17 protein-coding genes are annotated in these 16,589 nt (G+C 61.9%); all 17 read left to right on the top strand.

Annotated elements, in window-relative coordinates:
* The first annotated feature begins 11 nt into the window (after positions 1–11).
* The gene (locus tag PMI40_RS15985; RefSeq protein ID WP_008117377.1) at positions 12–944 is read left to right on the top strand and encodes an NAD-dependent epimerase/dehydratase family protein; all 933 of its coding nucleotides are present in this window, start codon (positions 12–14) and stop codon (positions 942–944) included.
* A complete protein-coding gene (locus tag PMI40_RS15980; protein ID WP_238540964.1) occupies positions 901–2,100 on the top strand; it encodes a DegT/DnrJ/EryC1/StrS aminotransferase family protein in 1,200 nt (399 codons plus the stop codon). The genes PMI40_RS15985 and PMI40_RS15980 overlap by 44 nt, the downstream gene beginning before the upstream one ends.
* Before the next feature lies 1 nt (position 2,101).
* Positions 2,102–2,851 carry a bifunctional 2-polyprenyl-6-hydroxyphenol methylase/3-demethylubiquinol 3-O-methyltransferase UbiG gene (locus PMI40_RS15975; protein ID WP_008117370.1) on the top strand — a complete coding sequence of 250 codons (750 nt, stop codon included), beginning with the start codon at positions 2,102–2,104 and terminating at the stop codon, positions 2,849–2,851.
* A gap of 11 nt (positions 2,852–2,862) precedes the next feature.
* The gene (locus PMI40_RS15970; protein ID WP_008117369.1) at positions 2,863–3,540 is read left to right on the top strand and encodes an acetyltransferase; all 678 of its coding nucleotides are present in this window, start codon (positions 2,863–2,865) and stop codon (positions 3,538–3,540) included.
* Positions 3,537–4,457 carry a hypothetical protein gene (locus PMI40_RS15965; protein WP_008117367.1) on the top strand — a complete coding sequence of 307 codons (921 nt, stop codon included), beginning with the start codon at positions 3,537–3,539 and terminating at the stop codon, positions 4,455–4,457. Before PMI40_RS15970 ends, PMI40_RS15965 begins: the two co-directional genes overlap by 4 nt.
* Positions 4,454–5,410, top strand: a complete 957-nt coding sequence (locus tag PMI40_RS15960; protein ID WP_008117365.1) for a GNAT family N-acetyltransferase — start codon at positions 4,454–4,456, stop codon at positions 5,408–5,410. Before PMI40_RS15965 ends, PMI40_RS15960 begins: the two co-directional genes overlap by 4 nt.
* Positions 5,407–6,333: a glycosyltransferase gene (locus PMI40_RS15955; RefSeq protein ID WP_008117364.1), complete on the top strand. Its 927-nt coding sequence runs from the start codon at positions 5,407–5,409 to the stop codon at positions 6,331–6,333. Before PMI40_RS15960 ends, PMI40_RS15955 begins: the two co-directional genes overlap by 4 nt.
* Positions 6,320–6,721: a GtrA family protein gene (locus tag PMI40_RS15950; protein ID WP_008117362.1), complete on the top strand. Its 402-nt coding sequence runs from the start codon at positions 6,320–6,322 to the stop codon at positions 6,719–6,721. Before PMI40_RS15955 ends, PMI40_RS15950 begins: the two co-directional genes overlap by 14 nt.
* On the top strand, positions 6,696–7,124 hold the full coding sequence (locus PMI40_RS15945) for an FdtA/QdtA family cupin domain-containing protein (RefSeq protein ID WP_008117361.1): 429 nt from the start codon (positions 6,696–6,698) through the stop codon (positions 7,122–7,124). The genes PMI40_RS15950 and PMI40_RS15945 overlap by 26 nt, the downstream gene beginning before the upstream one ends.
* Positions 7,125–7,144: 20 nt before the next feature.
* On the top strand, positions 7,145–8,713 hold the full coding sequence (locus PMI40_RS15940) for a hypothetical protein (protein WP_008117358.1): 1,569 nt from the start codon (positions 7,145–7,147) through the stop codon (positions 8,711–8,713).
* Positions 8,714–8,746: 33 nt separating this feature from the next.
* The gene (locus PMI40_RS15935; RefSeq protein ID WP_008117356.1) at positions 8,747–9,463 is read left to right on the top strand and encodes a methyltransferase domain-containing protein; all 717 of its coding nucleotides are present in this window, start codon (positions 8,747–8,749) and stop codon (positions 9,461–9,463) included.
* Positions 9,447–10,319 (top strand): glycosyltransferase family A protein, encoded by an 873-nt coding sequence (locus tag PMI40_RS15930; RefSeq protein WP_008117352.1) that lies wholly within the window; start codon positions 9,447–9,449, stop codon positions 10,317–10,319. The genes PMI40_RS15935 and PMI40_RS15930 overlap by 17 nt, the downstream gene beginning before the upstream one ends.
* Positions 10,320–10,325: 6 nt before the next feature.
* The gene (locus PMI40_RS15925; RefSeq protein WP_008117349.1) at positions 10,326–11,450 is read left to right on the top strand and encodes a glycosyltransferase family 4 protein; all 1,125 of its coding nucleotides are present in this window, start codon (positions 10,326–10,328) and stop codon (positions 11,448–11,450) included.
* A 65-nt stretch (positions 11,451–11,515) separates the two neighbouring features.
* Entirely contained in the window at positions 11,516–12,076 is a 561-nt protein-coding gene (locus PMI40_RS15920) for a sugar transferase (protein ID WP_008117347.1), read from the top strand.
* A gap of 6 nt (positions 12,077–12,082) precedes the next feature.
* Positions 12,083–14,065, top strand: a complete 1,983-nt coding sequence (locus tag PMI40_RS15915; protein WP_008117346.1) for a nucleoside-diphosphate sugar epimerase/dehydratase — start codon at positions 12,083–12,085, stop codon at positions 14,063–14,065.
* Between the two features lie 36 nt (positions 14,066–14,101).
* Positions 14,102–15,478: a phosphomannomutase/phosphoglucomutase gene (locus tag PMI40_RS15910; RefSeq protein ID WP_008117345.1), complete on the top strand. Its 1,377-nt coding sequence runs from the start codon at positions 14,102–14,104 to the stop codon at positions 15,476–15,478.
* Between the two features lie 42 nt (positions 15,479–15,520).
* Complete coding sequence (waaC, locus tag PMI40_RS15905; RefSeq protein WP_040502181.1) at positions 15,521–16,516, top strand: lipopolysaccharide heptosyltransferase I; 996 nt, start codon at positions 15,521–15,523, stop codon at positions 16,514–16,516.
* The last annotated feature ends 73 nt before the right edge of the window (positions 16,517–16,589 follow it).

Genomic DNA, 16,589 nt, shown 5'->3' with positions numbered 1-16,589 from the left:
TGGAGTCCGCAATGCGTACATGTGTGATAGGCGGAGCCGGTTTCATTGGCCGGCACCTGGCCAAGCAACTGCTCGCTACCGGTCGCGAGGTGGTAGTGATGGGACGTCGCCGCGCCAGGCCCGAGGGGCTGCCGCCGGGCGCCTCCTATGTCTGCTGCGACTACGGTGACCGGGGCGCGCTGCGAGCCCATCTGGCGCTGTGCGACGAAGTCGTCGACCTGGCCTACGCCACCGTGCCCAAGACCAGTTTCCAGGATCCGATGTTCGATCTCCAGGCGAACCTGCCGCTGAGCGTGGGCATGTTGCAGGAAGCGGTCGACGCGACGCGACTGCGCAGGTTGCTCATCGTGTCGTCGGGCGGCACCGTCTACGGTCCGGCTTCTTCGCTGCCATTGACCGAGGACAGCCGCACCGCCCCGATTTCGCCTTACGGCATCACCAAGCTGACCATCGAGCATTATGGATTGATGTTCCATCGCCTGCATGGTTTGCCGGTCACCATCGTCAGGCCTTCCAATGCCTATGGCGCCGGCCAGAAGCCGTTTGTCGGGCAGGGCTTTATCGCCACGGCCATCGGGCGCATCCTCAATCGCGAAAGCGTGACCATCTTCGGACAAGACGGCACCGTGCGCGACTATCTGCATGTCAGCGATGTGGCATCGGGCATCCTTGCCGCGTTGGAGGTCGAGCAGGGTGCCGGCGAGATCTACAATATCGGCTCGGGCATCGGCCGCAACAACCGTGATGTGCTGGCCGTGATCGAACGCTTTGCCAGCCGCGACGGCTACGAGGTAACACTTGAGATAGTCGCGCAGCGGCAGTTCGACGTGGCCGCCAACGTACTCAGTTCGGCGCGCCTGCATGCCGCCACTGGCTGGGCCCCCAAGGTGGATTTCGCAGATGGGGTGGGCGAAGTCTGGCAGGATATCCGCGTCGCGCCATAAGCGGCGGGCAACCATTTTCAATGTTGAAACGATGCAACTAATCAATAATCTCGGCGCACGCATTGCTCCATATCAAGCCCGGCTGGAAGGGGCAATGTCCAAGGTGCTTTCCAGCGGCTGGCTGGTGCTCGGGCCGGAAGTGGCGCAGTTCGAGAAGGCTTTTGCCGCCTATATCGGCCTGGGCCACTGCATCGGCGTGGCCAACGGCACCGATGCGATCGAATTGGCATTGCGCTCACTGGGCGTGCAAGCCGGTGACCAGGTCGCCACCGTGGCCAATGCGGCGATGTATACCACCAATGCCGTATTGGCCATTGGCGCGGTGCCGTTGTTCATGGATGTGGCCGAGGACTCGGCATGCGCCACGCTGGCACAAGTCGAGCGGGCCATCGATGCCGGGGCGAGGGTGGTGGTGGTCACCCATCTCTACGGACGTATTGCCGCCGGGATCGACGAGATCGCAGCGCTATGTCGCCGGCGAGGCATCGCCTTGCTGGAAGACTGCGCGCAATGCCATGGTGCGCAGGTCGGAGGCCGGCGCGCCGGCAGTTTCGGGAACATCGCCGCCTTCAGTTTCTATCCCACCAAGAACCTCGGTGCCCTCGGTGACGGCGGTGCGGTGCTGACCGATGACACCGGGCTGGCGGCCAAAGTGCGGCAGCTTCGTCAGTATGGATGGGGCGCCAAGTACGAGGTCAGTGTGCCTGGCGGACGTAACAGCCGGCTCGACGAATTGCAGGCGGCGATCCTGTCGGTGTTCCTGCCTGACCTGGACGGTGCTAACGAGCGCCGACGTCAGATCGCCGCGCGCTACGCAAGCCGTATCGACCATCCGCGCGTAAGCCTGCCGGCATTCGGTGGCACGGAATACGTCGCGCATCTGTATGTCGTGCGCTGCAGCCAGCGCGATAGTCTGGCGCGACACCTCAAGGCCAGTCAGGTTGCCTCCGATGTCCACTACCCCATCCCCGACCATCGCCAGCCTTTCTTCGACGGCGCCTATGCCGACATCTCATTGCCCGTCACCGAGCTGCTTGCGGGCGAGGTGCTGACGCTGCCGTGCTATCCGGAAATGACCGATGGTGAGGTCGACCAGGTCGCGCTGGCCGTCAATGCGTGGCAATGCGAGGCCGACGACGACAAGGGAGTGCACTGACATGGCCACCGCTAAGTCGTTTTCCAATATCGGGTTCGAGGATTTTCGCCAGCTCGCCAGTGATTCCTCGCTCTCCAAGTACGAGCGAATCGGTTTTCCGGATGCCTATCGTGCCGGCTTCGAAGCCGCCATCTTTGCCGATATACGCAGCAAGCTGGGCAACCTCGACCGCGAGCAACAGCGAGTGCTCGATATCGGCCCGGGTTGCAGCGACCTGCCGCAGATGCTCATCGAGCACTGCCGTGCCCGTGGCCACCATTTGGCACTGGTCGACAATCGCGAGATGCTGGACTTGCTGCCCGACGCCGGGTTCATCGAAAAGACGGCTGCCCTGTATCCCAATTGCCCCGAGCTTCTCGATGCCAACGCCGGCAAGTTCGACGTGATCGTCTGCTATAGCGTGCTGCACTATGTGCTGGTCGACACCGCGTTCTTCCGTTTCCTCGACGCCTCATTGGCGTTGCTCGCTCCCGGTGGCCAGTTCCTGATCGGCGATATCCCCAACGTTTCCAAGCGCAAGCGCTTCTTCGCCAGCGAAGCCGGCATCCGCTTTCACCAGGAATTCATGAACACCTCCGAGCCGCCCCGCGTTGCGTTCAACCAGATCGAACACGACCAGATCGACGATGCCATCGTCATGGCGCTGCTGCAGCGAGCCCGGGCGCAAGGTTTTGATGCCTATGTGGTGGGTCAACCAGCGAATCTGCCGATGGCCAATCGGCGCGAAGACATCCTCATCATACGACCCTGAAGGGAGCGCGCATGAGCAAGCCCAGAAAACTGGTCATCGTCGGCGACAGCGCTTTCGCCGAGGTGGCTTACGAATGTTTCACGCACGATTCGGACTACGATGTGGTCGGTTTCGCGGTTGAATCGGCCTACCTGAAGAAAACCGAATTGTTCGGTCTCCCCGTGGTGGCGCTGGAGCAGGTCGAACAGCATTTCCGTCCGGACGAGGTCGAGTTCTATGCCGCACTCGTTTATTCGGAGCTGAACCGACTACGCACACGGCTCTACCTGGCGATGAAGGAAAAGGGCTATGTTCCCGCCAGTTACATCAGCTCGCGTGCCTTCGTCTGGCATAACGTCGAATTTGGCGAACATTGCTTTGTGTTCGAGGACAACACGTTGCAGCCTTTCGTCAAAGTCGGCAACAACGTGGTGCTGTGGAGCGGAAACCATATCGGTCACCACAGCGTGGTGCAGGACAACTGTTTCGTTTCCTCGCACGTGGTCATCTCGGGGTTTTGCAACGTCGGTGCCAACACCTTCATTGGCGTCAATGCCGCGTTGGCCAACAACGTCAATCTCGGTGCGGACAACTGGATCGGGGTCGGCGTGGCCATCGCCCAAGATACCCAACCGGACCAGCTCTTCAAGAACGTTGCACCGGAGCTGGCCAAGGTGTCCGCAACCCGTTTTCTGAAGGTCCGGAAATGAAGTGGCGCAAGCTCGGACTGGTCTGGCGCAACGACGCCACGCAACCCTGGTCGCGCAGCCATGCGATGGGCCCCACGCCGTTCCGACTGGATGACCGGACCATCCGCGTCTTTGTTACCTGTCTTGATGAGCAAGGCCGTGGGCGCCCCGGGTATGTCGATGTGGATGCCACGGATCCCACCCGGGTGCTCGGCGTGTCGTCGGATGCGGTCATGGACATCGGCGAGCCGGGCTCATTCGACGACAACGGGCTAATGCCGTTGAGTATCGTGCGGGTGCCGTCGGGCGACCTGTGGATGTATTACTCGGGCTTCGAGATCTGCACCAGGATACGCTACCGCATTCTCTCGGGCGTGGCGGTGAGCAACGACAACGGCGCGACGTTCAGGCGTCTTTCCAGTACGCCGGTGCTGGAGCGTACCGACACCGAGCGATTCTTCCGTGGCGGTCCCTTTGCCATGGTCGACCAAGGCGTGTTCAGACTCTGGTATGTCGCCGGCAGCGAGTGGACCATGCTCAATGGCAAGGCCATGCCGGTGTATGACTTGCGCTACCAGGAGTCGGCAGATGGCGTGACGTGGGGCGACACCGGCACCCTGTCGATGGCGCTGACCGGTGCCGACGAGCATGGGTTCGGTCGTCCCTGGGTCGTCAAGTCGGAGCGGGGTTACCAGTTGTTCTATTCCATCAGGAAACGGTCGCTCGGAGCTTACCGCCTGGGCTATGCAGAATCAGCCGATGGCTTGCACTGGGTGCGCAAGGACGAGGAGATGGGGCTCGACGTCGAGGACGGCGATCTCGCTTCGGAAGCGATCATGTACAGCGCCGTCATCGAGTCCTGCGGCAAGACCTATTGCTTCTATAACGGCAACAATTTCGGCGAGCAAGGGTTCTGCGTGGCGGAGTTGATACCTTGACTATCGAGATCGTTCCCTTCGTCGACAGCGACGCAGAGCGCTGGGACGCATTTTGCAAGCTCTCGATCAACGGTACGCTGCTGCATACCCGGCGTTTCCTGTCGTATCACGGGGAACGGTTCAAGGACCTTTCGCTGATCCTGCTCGATGGCGGCAAGCCGGTTGGCGTGTTTCCCGCAGCGCAGTCGCCCGCCCATGCCGACCAGGTGGTCAGCCATCCGGGCATCACGTACGGTGGCATCGTGCATGAAGGACGGCTGGGAGGCACGAAAATGCTCGATGCCATGGGGGCGGTAGCCGAACACTATCGGTGCGCCGGCTACCATTCGCTGTTGTACAAGGCCATACCGCATATCTACGCCAGGGCGCCGGCCCAGGACGACCTATATGCATTGTTCAGGTTGCACGCGCAACGCACGCGTTGCGACCTGTCCTGCGCCATGGACCTGTCTGCCCGGCTGCAGCGTAGCACGCGACGCAAGCGCAGCTTCAAGCGTGCCATGACAGCTGCGGTGCTGTCCGACGATCCTGGTTTGCTTGGTCCGTTGTGGGATGTCCTGAATGGCAATCTGCAACGCAAGCATGACGCACGTCCGGTGCATGGCCTGGACGAATTGCTCCTGCTGCGGGAACGGTTTCCGGAACAGATACGATCGCTGTGCGCACTGGTGGATGGCCGGGTCGAGGCAGGGGTGGTCTTTTTCAACGGCGTCGCAGTCTGGCACGCCCAATATATTGCCGCCAGCGAAAGGGCCTATGAACTGGGGGCGCTGGACCTGGTATTCGAGTCGGCGATCGACACGGCTAGCCGGGAGGGTGCGCGCTATTTCGATTTCGGCACCAGCAATGAAGAAGCAGGGACCGTTCTCAACGACGGCTTGTATCGCTTCAAGTCGGAGTTCGGCGCAGCCGGCGTCGCCCACGAATTCTACGAGCTACCATTAAAAGCATGAACAAAAAGCTATCCATCGTCGTGCCGGTCTATTTCAATGCACTGAGCCTGCCGCACCTGTTTTCGGAGCTGACACGGCTGGAGGAAGGCTTGGCCGCACGTAGCATCGACCTGGAACTCATCTTCGTCGACGATGGTTCGCGCGACGATTCGCTGGCCCGCCTGCTGGCGTTTCGCGACACGCGTCCGGCCACGCGGGTGGTCAAGCTCACGCGCAATTTCGGTGCGGTCCACTGCTCCAAGACCGGCTTGAAGTTCGTCACCGGCGATGCCTTCATGGTGGTGGCCGCAGACCTGCAGGACCCCCCGGGATTGATCATGGAGCTGGTCCAGCGCTGGCAGGCGGGGGCCAAGTTCGTGATCTGCGAGCGCATTGCGCGCGATGACCCTGTCGTCTCCCGCATTTATTCGCGCATCTACTACATGCTGCTGCGAGCTTTCGTGATCAAGGACTATCCCGTGGGTGGCTATGACATGGCCCTGATGGACAAGGCCTTCCTGCCCTATCTGCAGAACAGTGCCAAGAGCGTGTTTACACCCCTGCTAGCCTATTGGCTCGGCTATAAACCGGAAGTCATCCACTATCATCGCCCGGCACGCAGGCATGGCAAGTCAGGTTGGACCTTCGCCAAGAAGTTCAATGCCTTCCTGGATGTGATGCTGGGTTTCTCGATCAAGCCCATCCGTGCCATCTCCGGCGTTGGCGCCATCGTGGCGACCTGCAGCTTCGTCTACGGCGGCATGGTCGTGGTCAACGCTTTCCTCAATCGCATCCCGGTGGAGGGCTTTGCCACCGTGGTGGCCTTGATCACCTTCCTGTTGGGCTTGATCATCGTCATGCTGGGCGTCATTGGTGAGTACCTTTGGCGTATTTTCGATGAAACCAACAAACGCCCGGAGACGGTGATCGATGAGATCTGGTGACCTCAGTTTCCTTCGGTTCGTCATCGCAGGCGTGATCAATACCAGCCTGACCTACCTGTTGTACTTGCTGTTGATACAGTTCATTCCGTATATATGGGCGTACTCGCTGACCTATGTCAGCGGGATCGCGCTGGGTTACCTGCTCAATGCCTGGTGGGTATTTCGCAGCAAGCCGGACACGCGTTCCGGCGCGGCCTACCTGCTGAGCTACCTGGCGAACTATCTGTTGGGTGTGGCGATATTGTGGCTGCTGGTCTCCTGGCTCGGGGTGCCCAAGGAAGTCGGGCCGTTGCTGGTGGTGGCGGTGAGTGTGCCTGTGATGTACGTATTAACAAGATCTATTTTCCGGGGGAGGAAATACAGTGAAAGCAAAACCGACGATCAATGACTGCAAGGTCGTAGCCTTGCCGAAGATCAGTGACCCACGCGGCAACCTCACCTTCGTCGAGGAAAGCAATCATGTTCCCTTCGAGATCAAAAGGGTGTTCTACCTGTACGACGTTCCGACCGAGGAAAGCCGTGGGGCGCATGCCCATCGCAACCTGCACCAGTTCATCATCTGCCTGTCGGGCAGCTTTGACGTGGCACTCGACGATGGCGAGTTCCAGGCGAAGATCCATCTCAACAGGCCATGGAAGGGGTTGCATGTACCGCCCATGATCTGGGCGGCGGAAATCAATTTCGATCCTGGCACCGTCTGCCTGGTGCTGGCCTCGGACAAATACGACGAGGCGGACTATATCCGCGACTACAAGCAATACCTCGCAGCGTTACAAACGGCTGCCAATTGACTCGACATCAGGGGGAATAAATGTTCTTGTCAAAGTGGCGGCCATCGAGCCAGGGCACATTGCCCGGATCACCTTCCAGGTCATGGTCGGTGCCGTTGTTGATCGTGGTATGGCTATGCCTGGTCGCGTGGCGTCCGGCATTCTTCGGCTTTTACCACGACGACTGGTCCAGCGTCGCCTTGCCCCTGGAGCGATCCGGTGACCTGTGGCCGCTGGTCAAGGCCGACCCCGGCCGCCCGCTGTACCTGGTTATTCTCTACGTCCTGCGCCCGCTGCTGCGGGACAACGTGGTGCTGTGGCAGGCCAGCCTGGCGATGATCCACCTGATGGCCGCCATCGCACTGCACCGGGTGGCATCGGCGCTGTGTTCGGATGCCCCCCGCGGCGAGGGCCAGGTCTTCGGCGCGACGGCGGGCATGCTGTGGCTGGTCTTCCCGTGGTCTCTAGGCTATTCGGCCTGGACCGTCATGCTGCCACCCAACCTGGGAATGCTGCTGGCCATGGGTGCCATCGCCCTGGTCGTCGGTCCTGAGCCGAGCGTGCGCAAGACGCATGTGTCACTACTGCTGCTGGTCGCCAGCTGGCTCATCTATGAAGCCACGTGGATGATCTGGTTGCCGTTCTCGCTGGTACTGCTGGCGCGGTCGTTTTCGCGTCCTGACCGTCAGCGGCGGCGACTCGCCTGGCGCTTCGCCATTGGCAGCGCCTCGCTGCAAATGCTCTTCGTGGCCTGGAATCGCCTGAGTTCGGCGCAACTGCAGGCGGGCAAGAAGCTATCGGCCAATATCATCTCGACGTTCGATTCCGATCGTCACCTGATGCTGGTGCAGCTGCTGCCGTCGCTGCAATGGCGGGAGTGCCTGACATGGGCGATGTGGCTGGTACTTGCCTGCCTGATCCTCAATATTCGACGCTGGGTGTTTTCACCTGCGCGCGTCGTCGTCCCGCTAAGCCTGCTGCTCGGACTGGCCATCTCTGTCATCATCTACGCCGCCGCCGGATACGCCATCGAATGGGTGGGCCTGTTCAGCAGGGTCACATTGGCCATCAGTCTCTGGCTTTCGCTGCTGTCGACGGCTATCTTCGCGTTGGCCTGGCACGGGGCTGCCAAGCCGATCAAGGCTGCACTGGTGCTGGCATTGGCGATGGTCATCGCGTGCCTGGCCCATTCGTTACTGGTCAATTCGCTTCCTTGGAAGAAGAGCTGGGACGAGCAACAGCAAATATTGCAGGCGTTGCCGCAGTCGGTGGTGGATCTTGCCGACCGTGACAGCCTGGTGTTGATGGATGTGCCCGATGGCACGCCACCGGTCTATACCTTCCGTGCCTTCTGGGATATCAGTGGCGCCTTTGCGCTGCGGATGTCGCATTACGTTCGCGGTGGTCCGCCCCACGCCTTTGCCACCGTCGCCCGGAAAGGCGAGTGGCGCACCACCTGGGACGGCCAGACGGTGCGCCAATACTGGTGCAACCAGAGCGGCGCCATGGTCTGGGCGCTGGAGGCTTCCAAGTTCTACCTGTGGACCTATCCGCAGGCTGGTGTAGTAGCGCCGACGGCGCCGTATGACAGTGGCTGTGTCCCTCGTTGATTTGACTTGAGCATTCTGAACTCGGAGGCAATGATGGCTTTGACTGCAACGCTGAAGTTCGTACTGAAGAAGGTCACCACGCGCCAACAGCGCATCAAGCTGCACGACATGTGGCAGAAGGCCCGGCAGCGATCCGAACGGCGCAAGCGCTTCGCCGGCGGGCTCGACCGGTTCGCGCCACCGTATCGGTTGCACCTGGGTTGCGGCAATATCAAACTGGACGGTTTTTGCAATGTCGATGCGCTGGAAACCATTGCCGCCGATGTCATCGATGATATCCGCGTGCTGAGCAAGTTTCCCGATGGTTCGGTCAAGGAGATTTACGCCTGTCACGTGCTGGAACATTTCTCCCATGAAGAGGTACAGCCACTGCTCAAGCGCTGGTTGCAAGTGCTGGCGCCGGGCGGCGTACTGCGCATCTCGGTGCCCGACATCGACCGCATCGTAAAGATCTACCACAAGAATTTCGAGCATTTCCAGACCAGGGGGAATTCACCCTGGGTCGGCCTGGTCTATGGTGGCCAGTCCACGCCGTACGATTTTCACAAGACCGGTTTCAATGCCTGCTGGCTGTCGTACCAGCTTGAACTATGCGGCTACGTGGATTGCCGGGAATACCCGCACGAACCCCATTTCGTGCCTGGCACCGTGGATGCCTCGGTGGCCAACGAGCCGTTTGGCGAGTTCTTTTCTCTGAACATGATGGCCACGCGCCCAGAAAGATCGCAGTCCGATGATGCAGTCCGTTGAGCAGCCCCTGATTTCAGTATTGTTGCCGGTAAAAAATGGCCGGGCCACATTAGGCCTGGCGTTGCGTTCCATCCTGGCACAGGGATCGACCTCGCTGGAAGTCCTGGTGCTCGACGATGGTTCTACCGATGGATCGCCCGACCTCGTGCGCGCCATCAGCGACGAGCGCCTGCGCCTCATCGTCGACGGTCAGCACAAGGGGTTGGCGGCGCGCCTGAACCAGGGGATCGATATGTCCCGGGGCAGATACATCGCGCGCATGGACGCCGACGATGTTGCCTTCCCCGCGCGCCTGCAGCGCCAGTTGGACTATCTGGTCGCGCATCCGGAAATCGACCTGCTGGGCACGCGCGCCATCGTCTTCCGGTCGCCCATGGAGGTCATTGGCCTGTTGCCTTTCCGGGCCACCCACGAGGAGATCTGCGCCCGGCCGTGGCGTGGCCTGCCACTGCCGCATCCCACCTGGATGGGAAAGGCCTCCTGGTTCAGGACGCATCGCTACCGCGCCCCGGAGGTGCTGCGGGCAGAGGATCAGGAGCTGCTCCTGCGCGCCGCCCCGACGAGCCGGTATGCCTGCCTGGACGAAGTGCTGCTGGGTTACCGCCAGGACAGTTTTTCACTACGAAAAGTCTGGCTGGCGCGGGTGCAACTGTTGCGCGCCCAGGCCGGCCTGTTCTACCGACGGCACCAGTGGCGCAACCTGGGCCTGGCCATCTTGGCAGGCGCCCTCAAGGTGGCAGTTGACGTATTGGCGGCAATGCCGGGCAGCAGCCGGCTGTTCTTTGCCAGGATGGCCGGCGCGCACGACGAGCGGGCCGAGCAGGCGCTCAAGAGCGTCTTGGCCGCGCGGGATTGAGCTGTCATGAAAAGAAAGATCTTGTACGTCATCACGGCAGACTGGTTCTTCTGCTCCCATTTCATGGCGCGTGCCATGGCAGCCCGTGATGCGGGTTATGAGGTGGTCGTGGCCGCGCGGGCTGGCGAGCACGTCGATGAGATCGTGCGCGCGGGGCTGGGCTTCATCGACCTCAAGGTAAGCCGGCGTGGCGTGAACCCCTTTTCGGAACTGGCCACGGTGTTGGCGCTGTGGAAGATCTACCGGCACCAGCGGCCACATATCGTGCATCATATCGCGCTCAAGCCGATACTCTACGGTACTCTCGCCGCGCTGCTCGGCCCCCGTCCCCATGTCATCAATGCACCGGTAGGCATGGGCTTCGTGTTCACCTCGCCCCGGCTGCTGGCGCGCTGTCTCAAGCCGCTGATCATGCTGGGCATGCGACGCCTGCTCAACCCACGGGGAAGCCGCGTGGTGTTCGAGAATGCCGATGACCTCGGCGCTGCGGTGCAACAGGGGCTGGTAAGGCGCAGCGACACCGTGCTCATCCGCGGTGCCGGCGTCGATACCGATGAGGTCGAAACACTTGCCGAACCGGTCGGGCCGGTACGCGTGATCCTGGCCGCCCGCATGTTGTGGGACAAGGGCATCGAGGAATTCGTCGGCGCGGCGCGCCTGGTCAGGGAAAAACTGCCGGATACCCGGTTCCTGCTGGTAGGCAGCCCCGACGAGGGCAATCCGGCGTCGATCCCGCCTGCCGTTCTGCAGAAATGGCAGCGCGAAGGCGTGGTGCAGTGGCTGGGGCATCGCACCGACGTGCCAGAGTTGCTGGCGCAGGCTCACATCGCATGCCTGCCTTCCTATCGCGAGGGCTTGCCCAAGTTCCTGCTCGAGGCGCTGGCGGCGGGGCGGGCGGTGGTGGCCACGGACGTGCCTGGATGCCGCGAGGCGGTGGAACCCGGGGTAAACGGCCTGCTGGTGCCCGCTCGTGATACCGCCGCACTCGCTGCGGCCCTGTGCGAGCTGGTACCCGATGCGCAGCGCCGCCAGGCTTTCGGCAGGGCGGGGCGCGAGCGGGCCGAAAAGCAATTCAGTTCCGCTCGCGTCATTGCCGAGACATTGGCCGCGTATCGCCAGTTCGATGCGTGAGGGCAGGCCGGCGCGAGCGGCTTGCGTTTTGTGATTCGTTTTCTCTGATTTGACAGGTAATTGACATGAAGCGAGGTCTGGACATTCTCTGTGCGCTGATGGGAATGGCGGTGTTTGCCGTTCCCGGCGCGATCATCGCGATCTGCATCCGATTGACTTCCCCGGGGCCGGCCATCTATTGGTCCAGTCGGGTGGGAAAGGACAACCAGCTGTTCGATATGCCCAAGTTCCGCACCATGCGCGTGGGCGCCCCGGCGGTGGCCACGCACCTGCTGGCCGATGCCCGCTCGCACCTGAGCCCGATCGGAGGCTTCCTGCGCAAGACCAGCCTGGACGAGATTCCCCAGCTCTGGAGCGTCCTCGTCGGGCATATGAGCCTGGTTGGTCCTCGGCCGGCCCTGTTCAACCAGGCCGACCTGATCGAGCTGCGTACCGCCGCTGGCGTGCACCGGCTGGTGCCGGGCGTGACAGGGTGGGCACAGATCAACGGGCGCGACGAGCTCCCCATTGCGCTCAAGGTCCGGTACGATGAGCAGTATTTGCAGCGCATGTCATTCGGATTCGATCTTTATATCCTCCTCCAGACCGTGAAGAAGGTCGTCATGCGCAGCGGTGTATCCCATTAAATAACTATGCGACGCCAAATCATTCACCTGCCACGCCGGATCAAGCAGGGCATCGTCATCGCGGTCGACCTGGTGATCTGCCTGGTCGCCACCTGGACCGCCTTTTCCATCCGGCTCGATACGCTGCATTTCCCCGAGGGCTACCAATGGCATGTCTATCAGGTCGCGCCGTTGTTGATGATGCCCATCTTCGTGCGCTTCGGCCTGTATCGAGCCGTGTTCCGCTACACAGGCATTGCCGCCATCGTTTCCATCGCCAAGGCCGTGGCGGTCTATGGCCTGATGCTGTTCCTGTTCCTGGTATGGCTGGCCCTTCCTGGCGTACCACGTTCGCTTGGGGTACTGCAGCCGCTGCTGCTGTTTTCGATGATTGGCGGCAGTCGCGCCTTCGCCCGCCTTTGGCTGAGCCAGACCGATGGTGAACGCAAGTACCAGTCCGATTCTCGCATGCTCATCTATGGGGCCGGCGCCGCCGGTGCCCAGATCGCCGACGTGCTCCAACAACGCAGGCAATTCACGATCATCGGATTTCTCGACGACAACGCCGAGATGCATGGCAAGCTGATCAACGGTCTGAAGGTCTATCCGGCCAGGGACGTCGGCACCGTGATCCAGCTGTTCGGCGTGACCGATGTGCTCATGGCGCTGCCCACCGTGACACGTACGCGTCGCAACGAGATCCTCGATGCGTTGCGGCACTTCCATGTCCACGTCAGTTCCCTGCCCGACCTGACCGACCTTGCGCGCGGCAAGGTCAGGATGTCGGACATCCACGAGCTCGATATCGTCGACCTGCTGGGACGCGATCCGGTGCCTCCCAATCTGGCGCTGATCAGCCGCAACATCCTGGATAAGGTGGTGCTGGTCACGGGCGCTGGCGGCAGCATCGGCAGCGAGCTGTGTCGCCAGATCCTGCCGGCGCGGCCATCCTGCCTGTTGCTGCTGGATCATAACGAATACAGCCTGTATGCGATTCACCGCGACCTGCAGGAAAGGGTGGCCGAACAAGGCCTGGAAGTAAGGCTGATACCGCTGCTGGGCAGCGTCAAGGACTTCGCCCGCCTGGCCCAGATATGCCGTAACTGGCGCCCGCGCACGATCTACCATGCGGCCGCCTACAAGCATGTACCCCTGGTGGAACACAACCCGGCCGAAGGCATCCGCAACAATGTCTTCGGTACCCTCAACGTGGCCAGGGCAGCTCTCGAATCCGGCGTGCAGGACATGGTCCTGATCAGTACCGACAAGGCGGTGCGCCCCACCAATGTCATGGGCGCTACCAAGCGGCTGGCCGAGATGATCCTGCAGGCATTGGCGTCGAGTCCATCACCGGCGTTTTCAGGCGGTCGGCCGGCCACGGGCGAGGGGCATTTGCCCACCCGTTTCTCCATGGTGCGTTTCGGCAACGTGCTCGACTCGTCCGGCTCGGTGGTTCCCCTGTTCCGCCAGCAGATCAAGAATGGTGGCCCCATTACGCTGACCGACCTCGAGGTGACGCGCTACTTCATGACCATTCCCGAGGCCGCGCAGCTTGTGATTCAGGCCGGCGCCATGGCAGAAGGGGGAGACGTGTTCCTGCTGGACATGGGGCAGCCTGTGCGTATCCTGGACCTGGCCCGGCGGATGGTGGAATTGTCGGGTCTGACGGTGCGTGACCAAGACCGCCCCGACGGCGATATAGAGATCCAGGTGACCGGCTTGCGTCCGGGTGAAAAACTATTTGAGGAATTGTTGATCGAAGAAAACGCCAAAGTCACCGCTCATCCACGCATCATGTGCGCCAATGAGCAATTCCTGTCCTGGCCAGAACTCCAGAAGTGCCTTGATCAACTGGCATGGATCGTGGAAAAGAACGATGTCGTCGCAATACGTACGTTGCTCACTCAACTGGTGACGGGATATCTGCCTGCGGCAGACATCGTGGACTGGATCGATACCGCCGTGGCGCTCGGTGCCGCCGGTCCGGGCCCGATGGTTGTAGAAAAATAAACTTACCTTGTCGATTCAATCACTTCAAAAAAGACCATGAGCCTGCTCTCGAACTCAATCTTCAAAGCCTACGACATCCGCGGCATCATCGGTAAGACCCTGGACGGCAAGGTCGCCTACCAGATCGGCCAGGCCTTCGGCGCGGCGGCCCTGGCCAAGGGCCAGGGCAAGGTCGTCATCGGCCGCGATGGCCGCTTGTCCGGCCCCGAACTGGCGGCGCAACTGGCCAAGGGCCTGCAGTCGGTGGGCATCGATGTCATCGACCTGGGCATGGTGGCCACGCCGATGGTGTACTTCGGCACCAACGTGCTGGAGACACAGTCGGGCATCATGGTTACCGGCAGCCATAATCCACCCGACTACAACGGCTTCAAGATGGTGCTGGCCGGCGAGGCGATTCACGGCGAAACCATCCAGGCGCTCTACCACGCCATCGTGAAAAACGAATTTCCTCAGGGCAACGGCAGCTACGGCACGCATGACATCAAGGATGCGTACATCAAGCGCATGCTCAGCGACGTCAAGCTGGCGCGGCCGATGAAGATCGCCGTCGATTGCGGCAACGGCGTGGCCGGTGCATTCGCCGCAGAGATCTATCGGGCAATGGGCTGCGAAGTCACCGAGCTGTTCTGCGAAGTCGACGGCACCTTCCCCAACCACCATCCCGATCCGGCCCATCCGGAAAACCTGCAGGACCTGATCCGTTGCCTGCAGGACACCGATAACGAACTGGGCTTGGCGTTCGATGGTGACGGTGACCGCCTGGGCCTGGTGACCAAGAACGGCCAGATCATCTATCCGGACCGCCAGTTGATGCTGTTTGCCGCCGATGTGCTCACGCGCCACCCGGGGCGCGAGATCCTCTACGACGTCAAGTGCACGCGCCACCTGGCACCGTGGATCACCGAGCGTGGCGGCCAGCCGCTGATGTGGAAGACCGGGCATTCGCTGGTCAAGGCCAAGTTGCGCGAGACCGGTGCCCCGCTGGGCGGCGAGATGAGCGGCCATATCTTCTTCAAGGATCGCTGGTTCGGCTTCGACGATGGCCTGTATGCCGGCGTACGGATGCTCGAGCTGCTGGCGCGCGAGGCCGACCCATCGGCGTTGCTCAATGCCCTGCCGCAGTCGGTGAGCACCCCCGAGTTGCAGCTGCAGCTGCAAGAAGGCGAGAATTTCGCGCTGATCGGCAAGCTGCAGAGCGATGCCAGGTTCGAAGGGGCGCAAGAGATCATCACCATCGATGGCTTGCGGGTGGAGTATGCCGACGGCTTCGGCCTGGCACGTTCGTCCAATACCACCCCGGTGGTGGTGCTGCGCTTCGAGGCCGAGACCGCCGAAGCGCTGGCGCGTATCCAGGGCGAATTCCGCAAGGTGATCCTGGCGGCACGACCGGACGTGGCATTGCCCTTCTGATCGGGTAAGATGCTGGCCCATCGAAGTCTCACTGGGCCAGCCTTGAATATCCTCATCGTCCGTGTCTCGTCGCTTGGCGACGTCGTCCATAACATGCCGATGGTCGCGGACATCCGCCGTCACTTTCCTCACGCCCGCATCGATTGGGTGGTGGAAGAAGCCTATACCGACCTGGTCAGGCTCAACGGCCATGTCGGCACGATCATCCCGATTGCGCTGCGGCGCTGGCGCAAGACCTTCTGGTCGGCCGCCACCCGGGCCGAGATCGGGGCGTTTCGTCGCCAGTTGCGCGACCAGGCCTACGACCTGGTGCTCGATACCCAGGGCTTGCTCAAGACCAGCATCGTGATGCGCATGGCGCGCCTGGCGCCCGGCGGGCGGCGGGTCGGCCTGGCCAACGCCACCGAAGGCTCGGGCTACGAGCCGTTGTCGCGCGTCTTCCACGACCAGAGCATCAAGGTCGGGTTGCATACCCATGCGGTACAGCGGGCGCGGCTGGTGGCCGCAGGTGCGCTGGGCTACGCGCTCGACGATGCACCTGACTTTGCATTGCAGGCGCCGCCGGCCGCCGCGCTGGCATGGATGCCAGCGCAACCTTATGTCGTGTTTTTCCATGGCACCGCACGTGCGGCCAAGCAGTGGCCGCAGGCGCACTGGATCGCATTGGGCCAGGCACTGGCGTTGCGTGGACTGCCGGTGCTGCTGCCCTGGGGCAGTGCCCGTGAGCGGCAGGCGGCGCAGGCCCTGGCTTCAGCCATTCCCGGGGCCCAGCTGTTACCGGCGTTGCCCTTGATGGAAGCGGTCAGCCTGGTGCGCCAGGCACGGCTGGTGGTCGGGCTCGATACCGGACTGACCCATATCGCCGCCGCCTATGGCCGGCCAACGGTCGAACTGTACTGCGATTCGCCGCGCTGGAAGACCGAGGGCAACTGGTCTGACGCCGTGATCAACCTGGGCGACACCGGCCTGGCGCCCCAGGTGGACGAAGTCCAGGCCGCAGTCGCGCGCCTGCTGGACCGGGCCACGGGTAGCGCTTGAGGCAAGTCAAACGGCAGGCGTAAAACCGCCGCGAGCGGGCGTTTTACGTTTTTTTTACGGATCCTGGCAGCGA

Origin of the sequence: Herbaspirillum sp. YR522 (genome assembly GCF_000282575.1) — a bacterium.
Lineage (GTDB): Bacteria > Pseudomonadota > Gammaproteobacteria > Burkholderiales > Burkholderiaceae_D > Herbaspirillum.
This window is presented reverse-complemented; position numbering and strand designations above follow the sequence as displayed.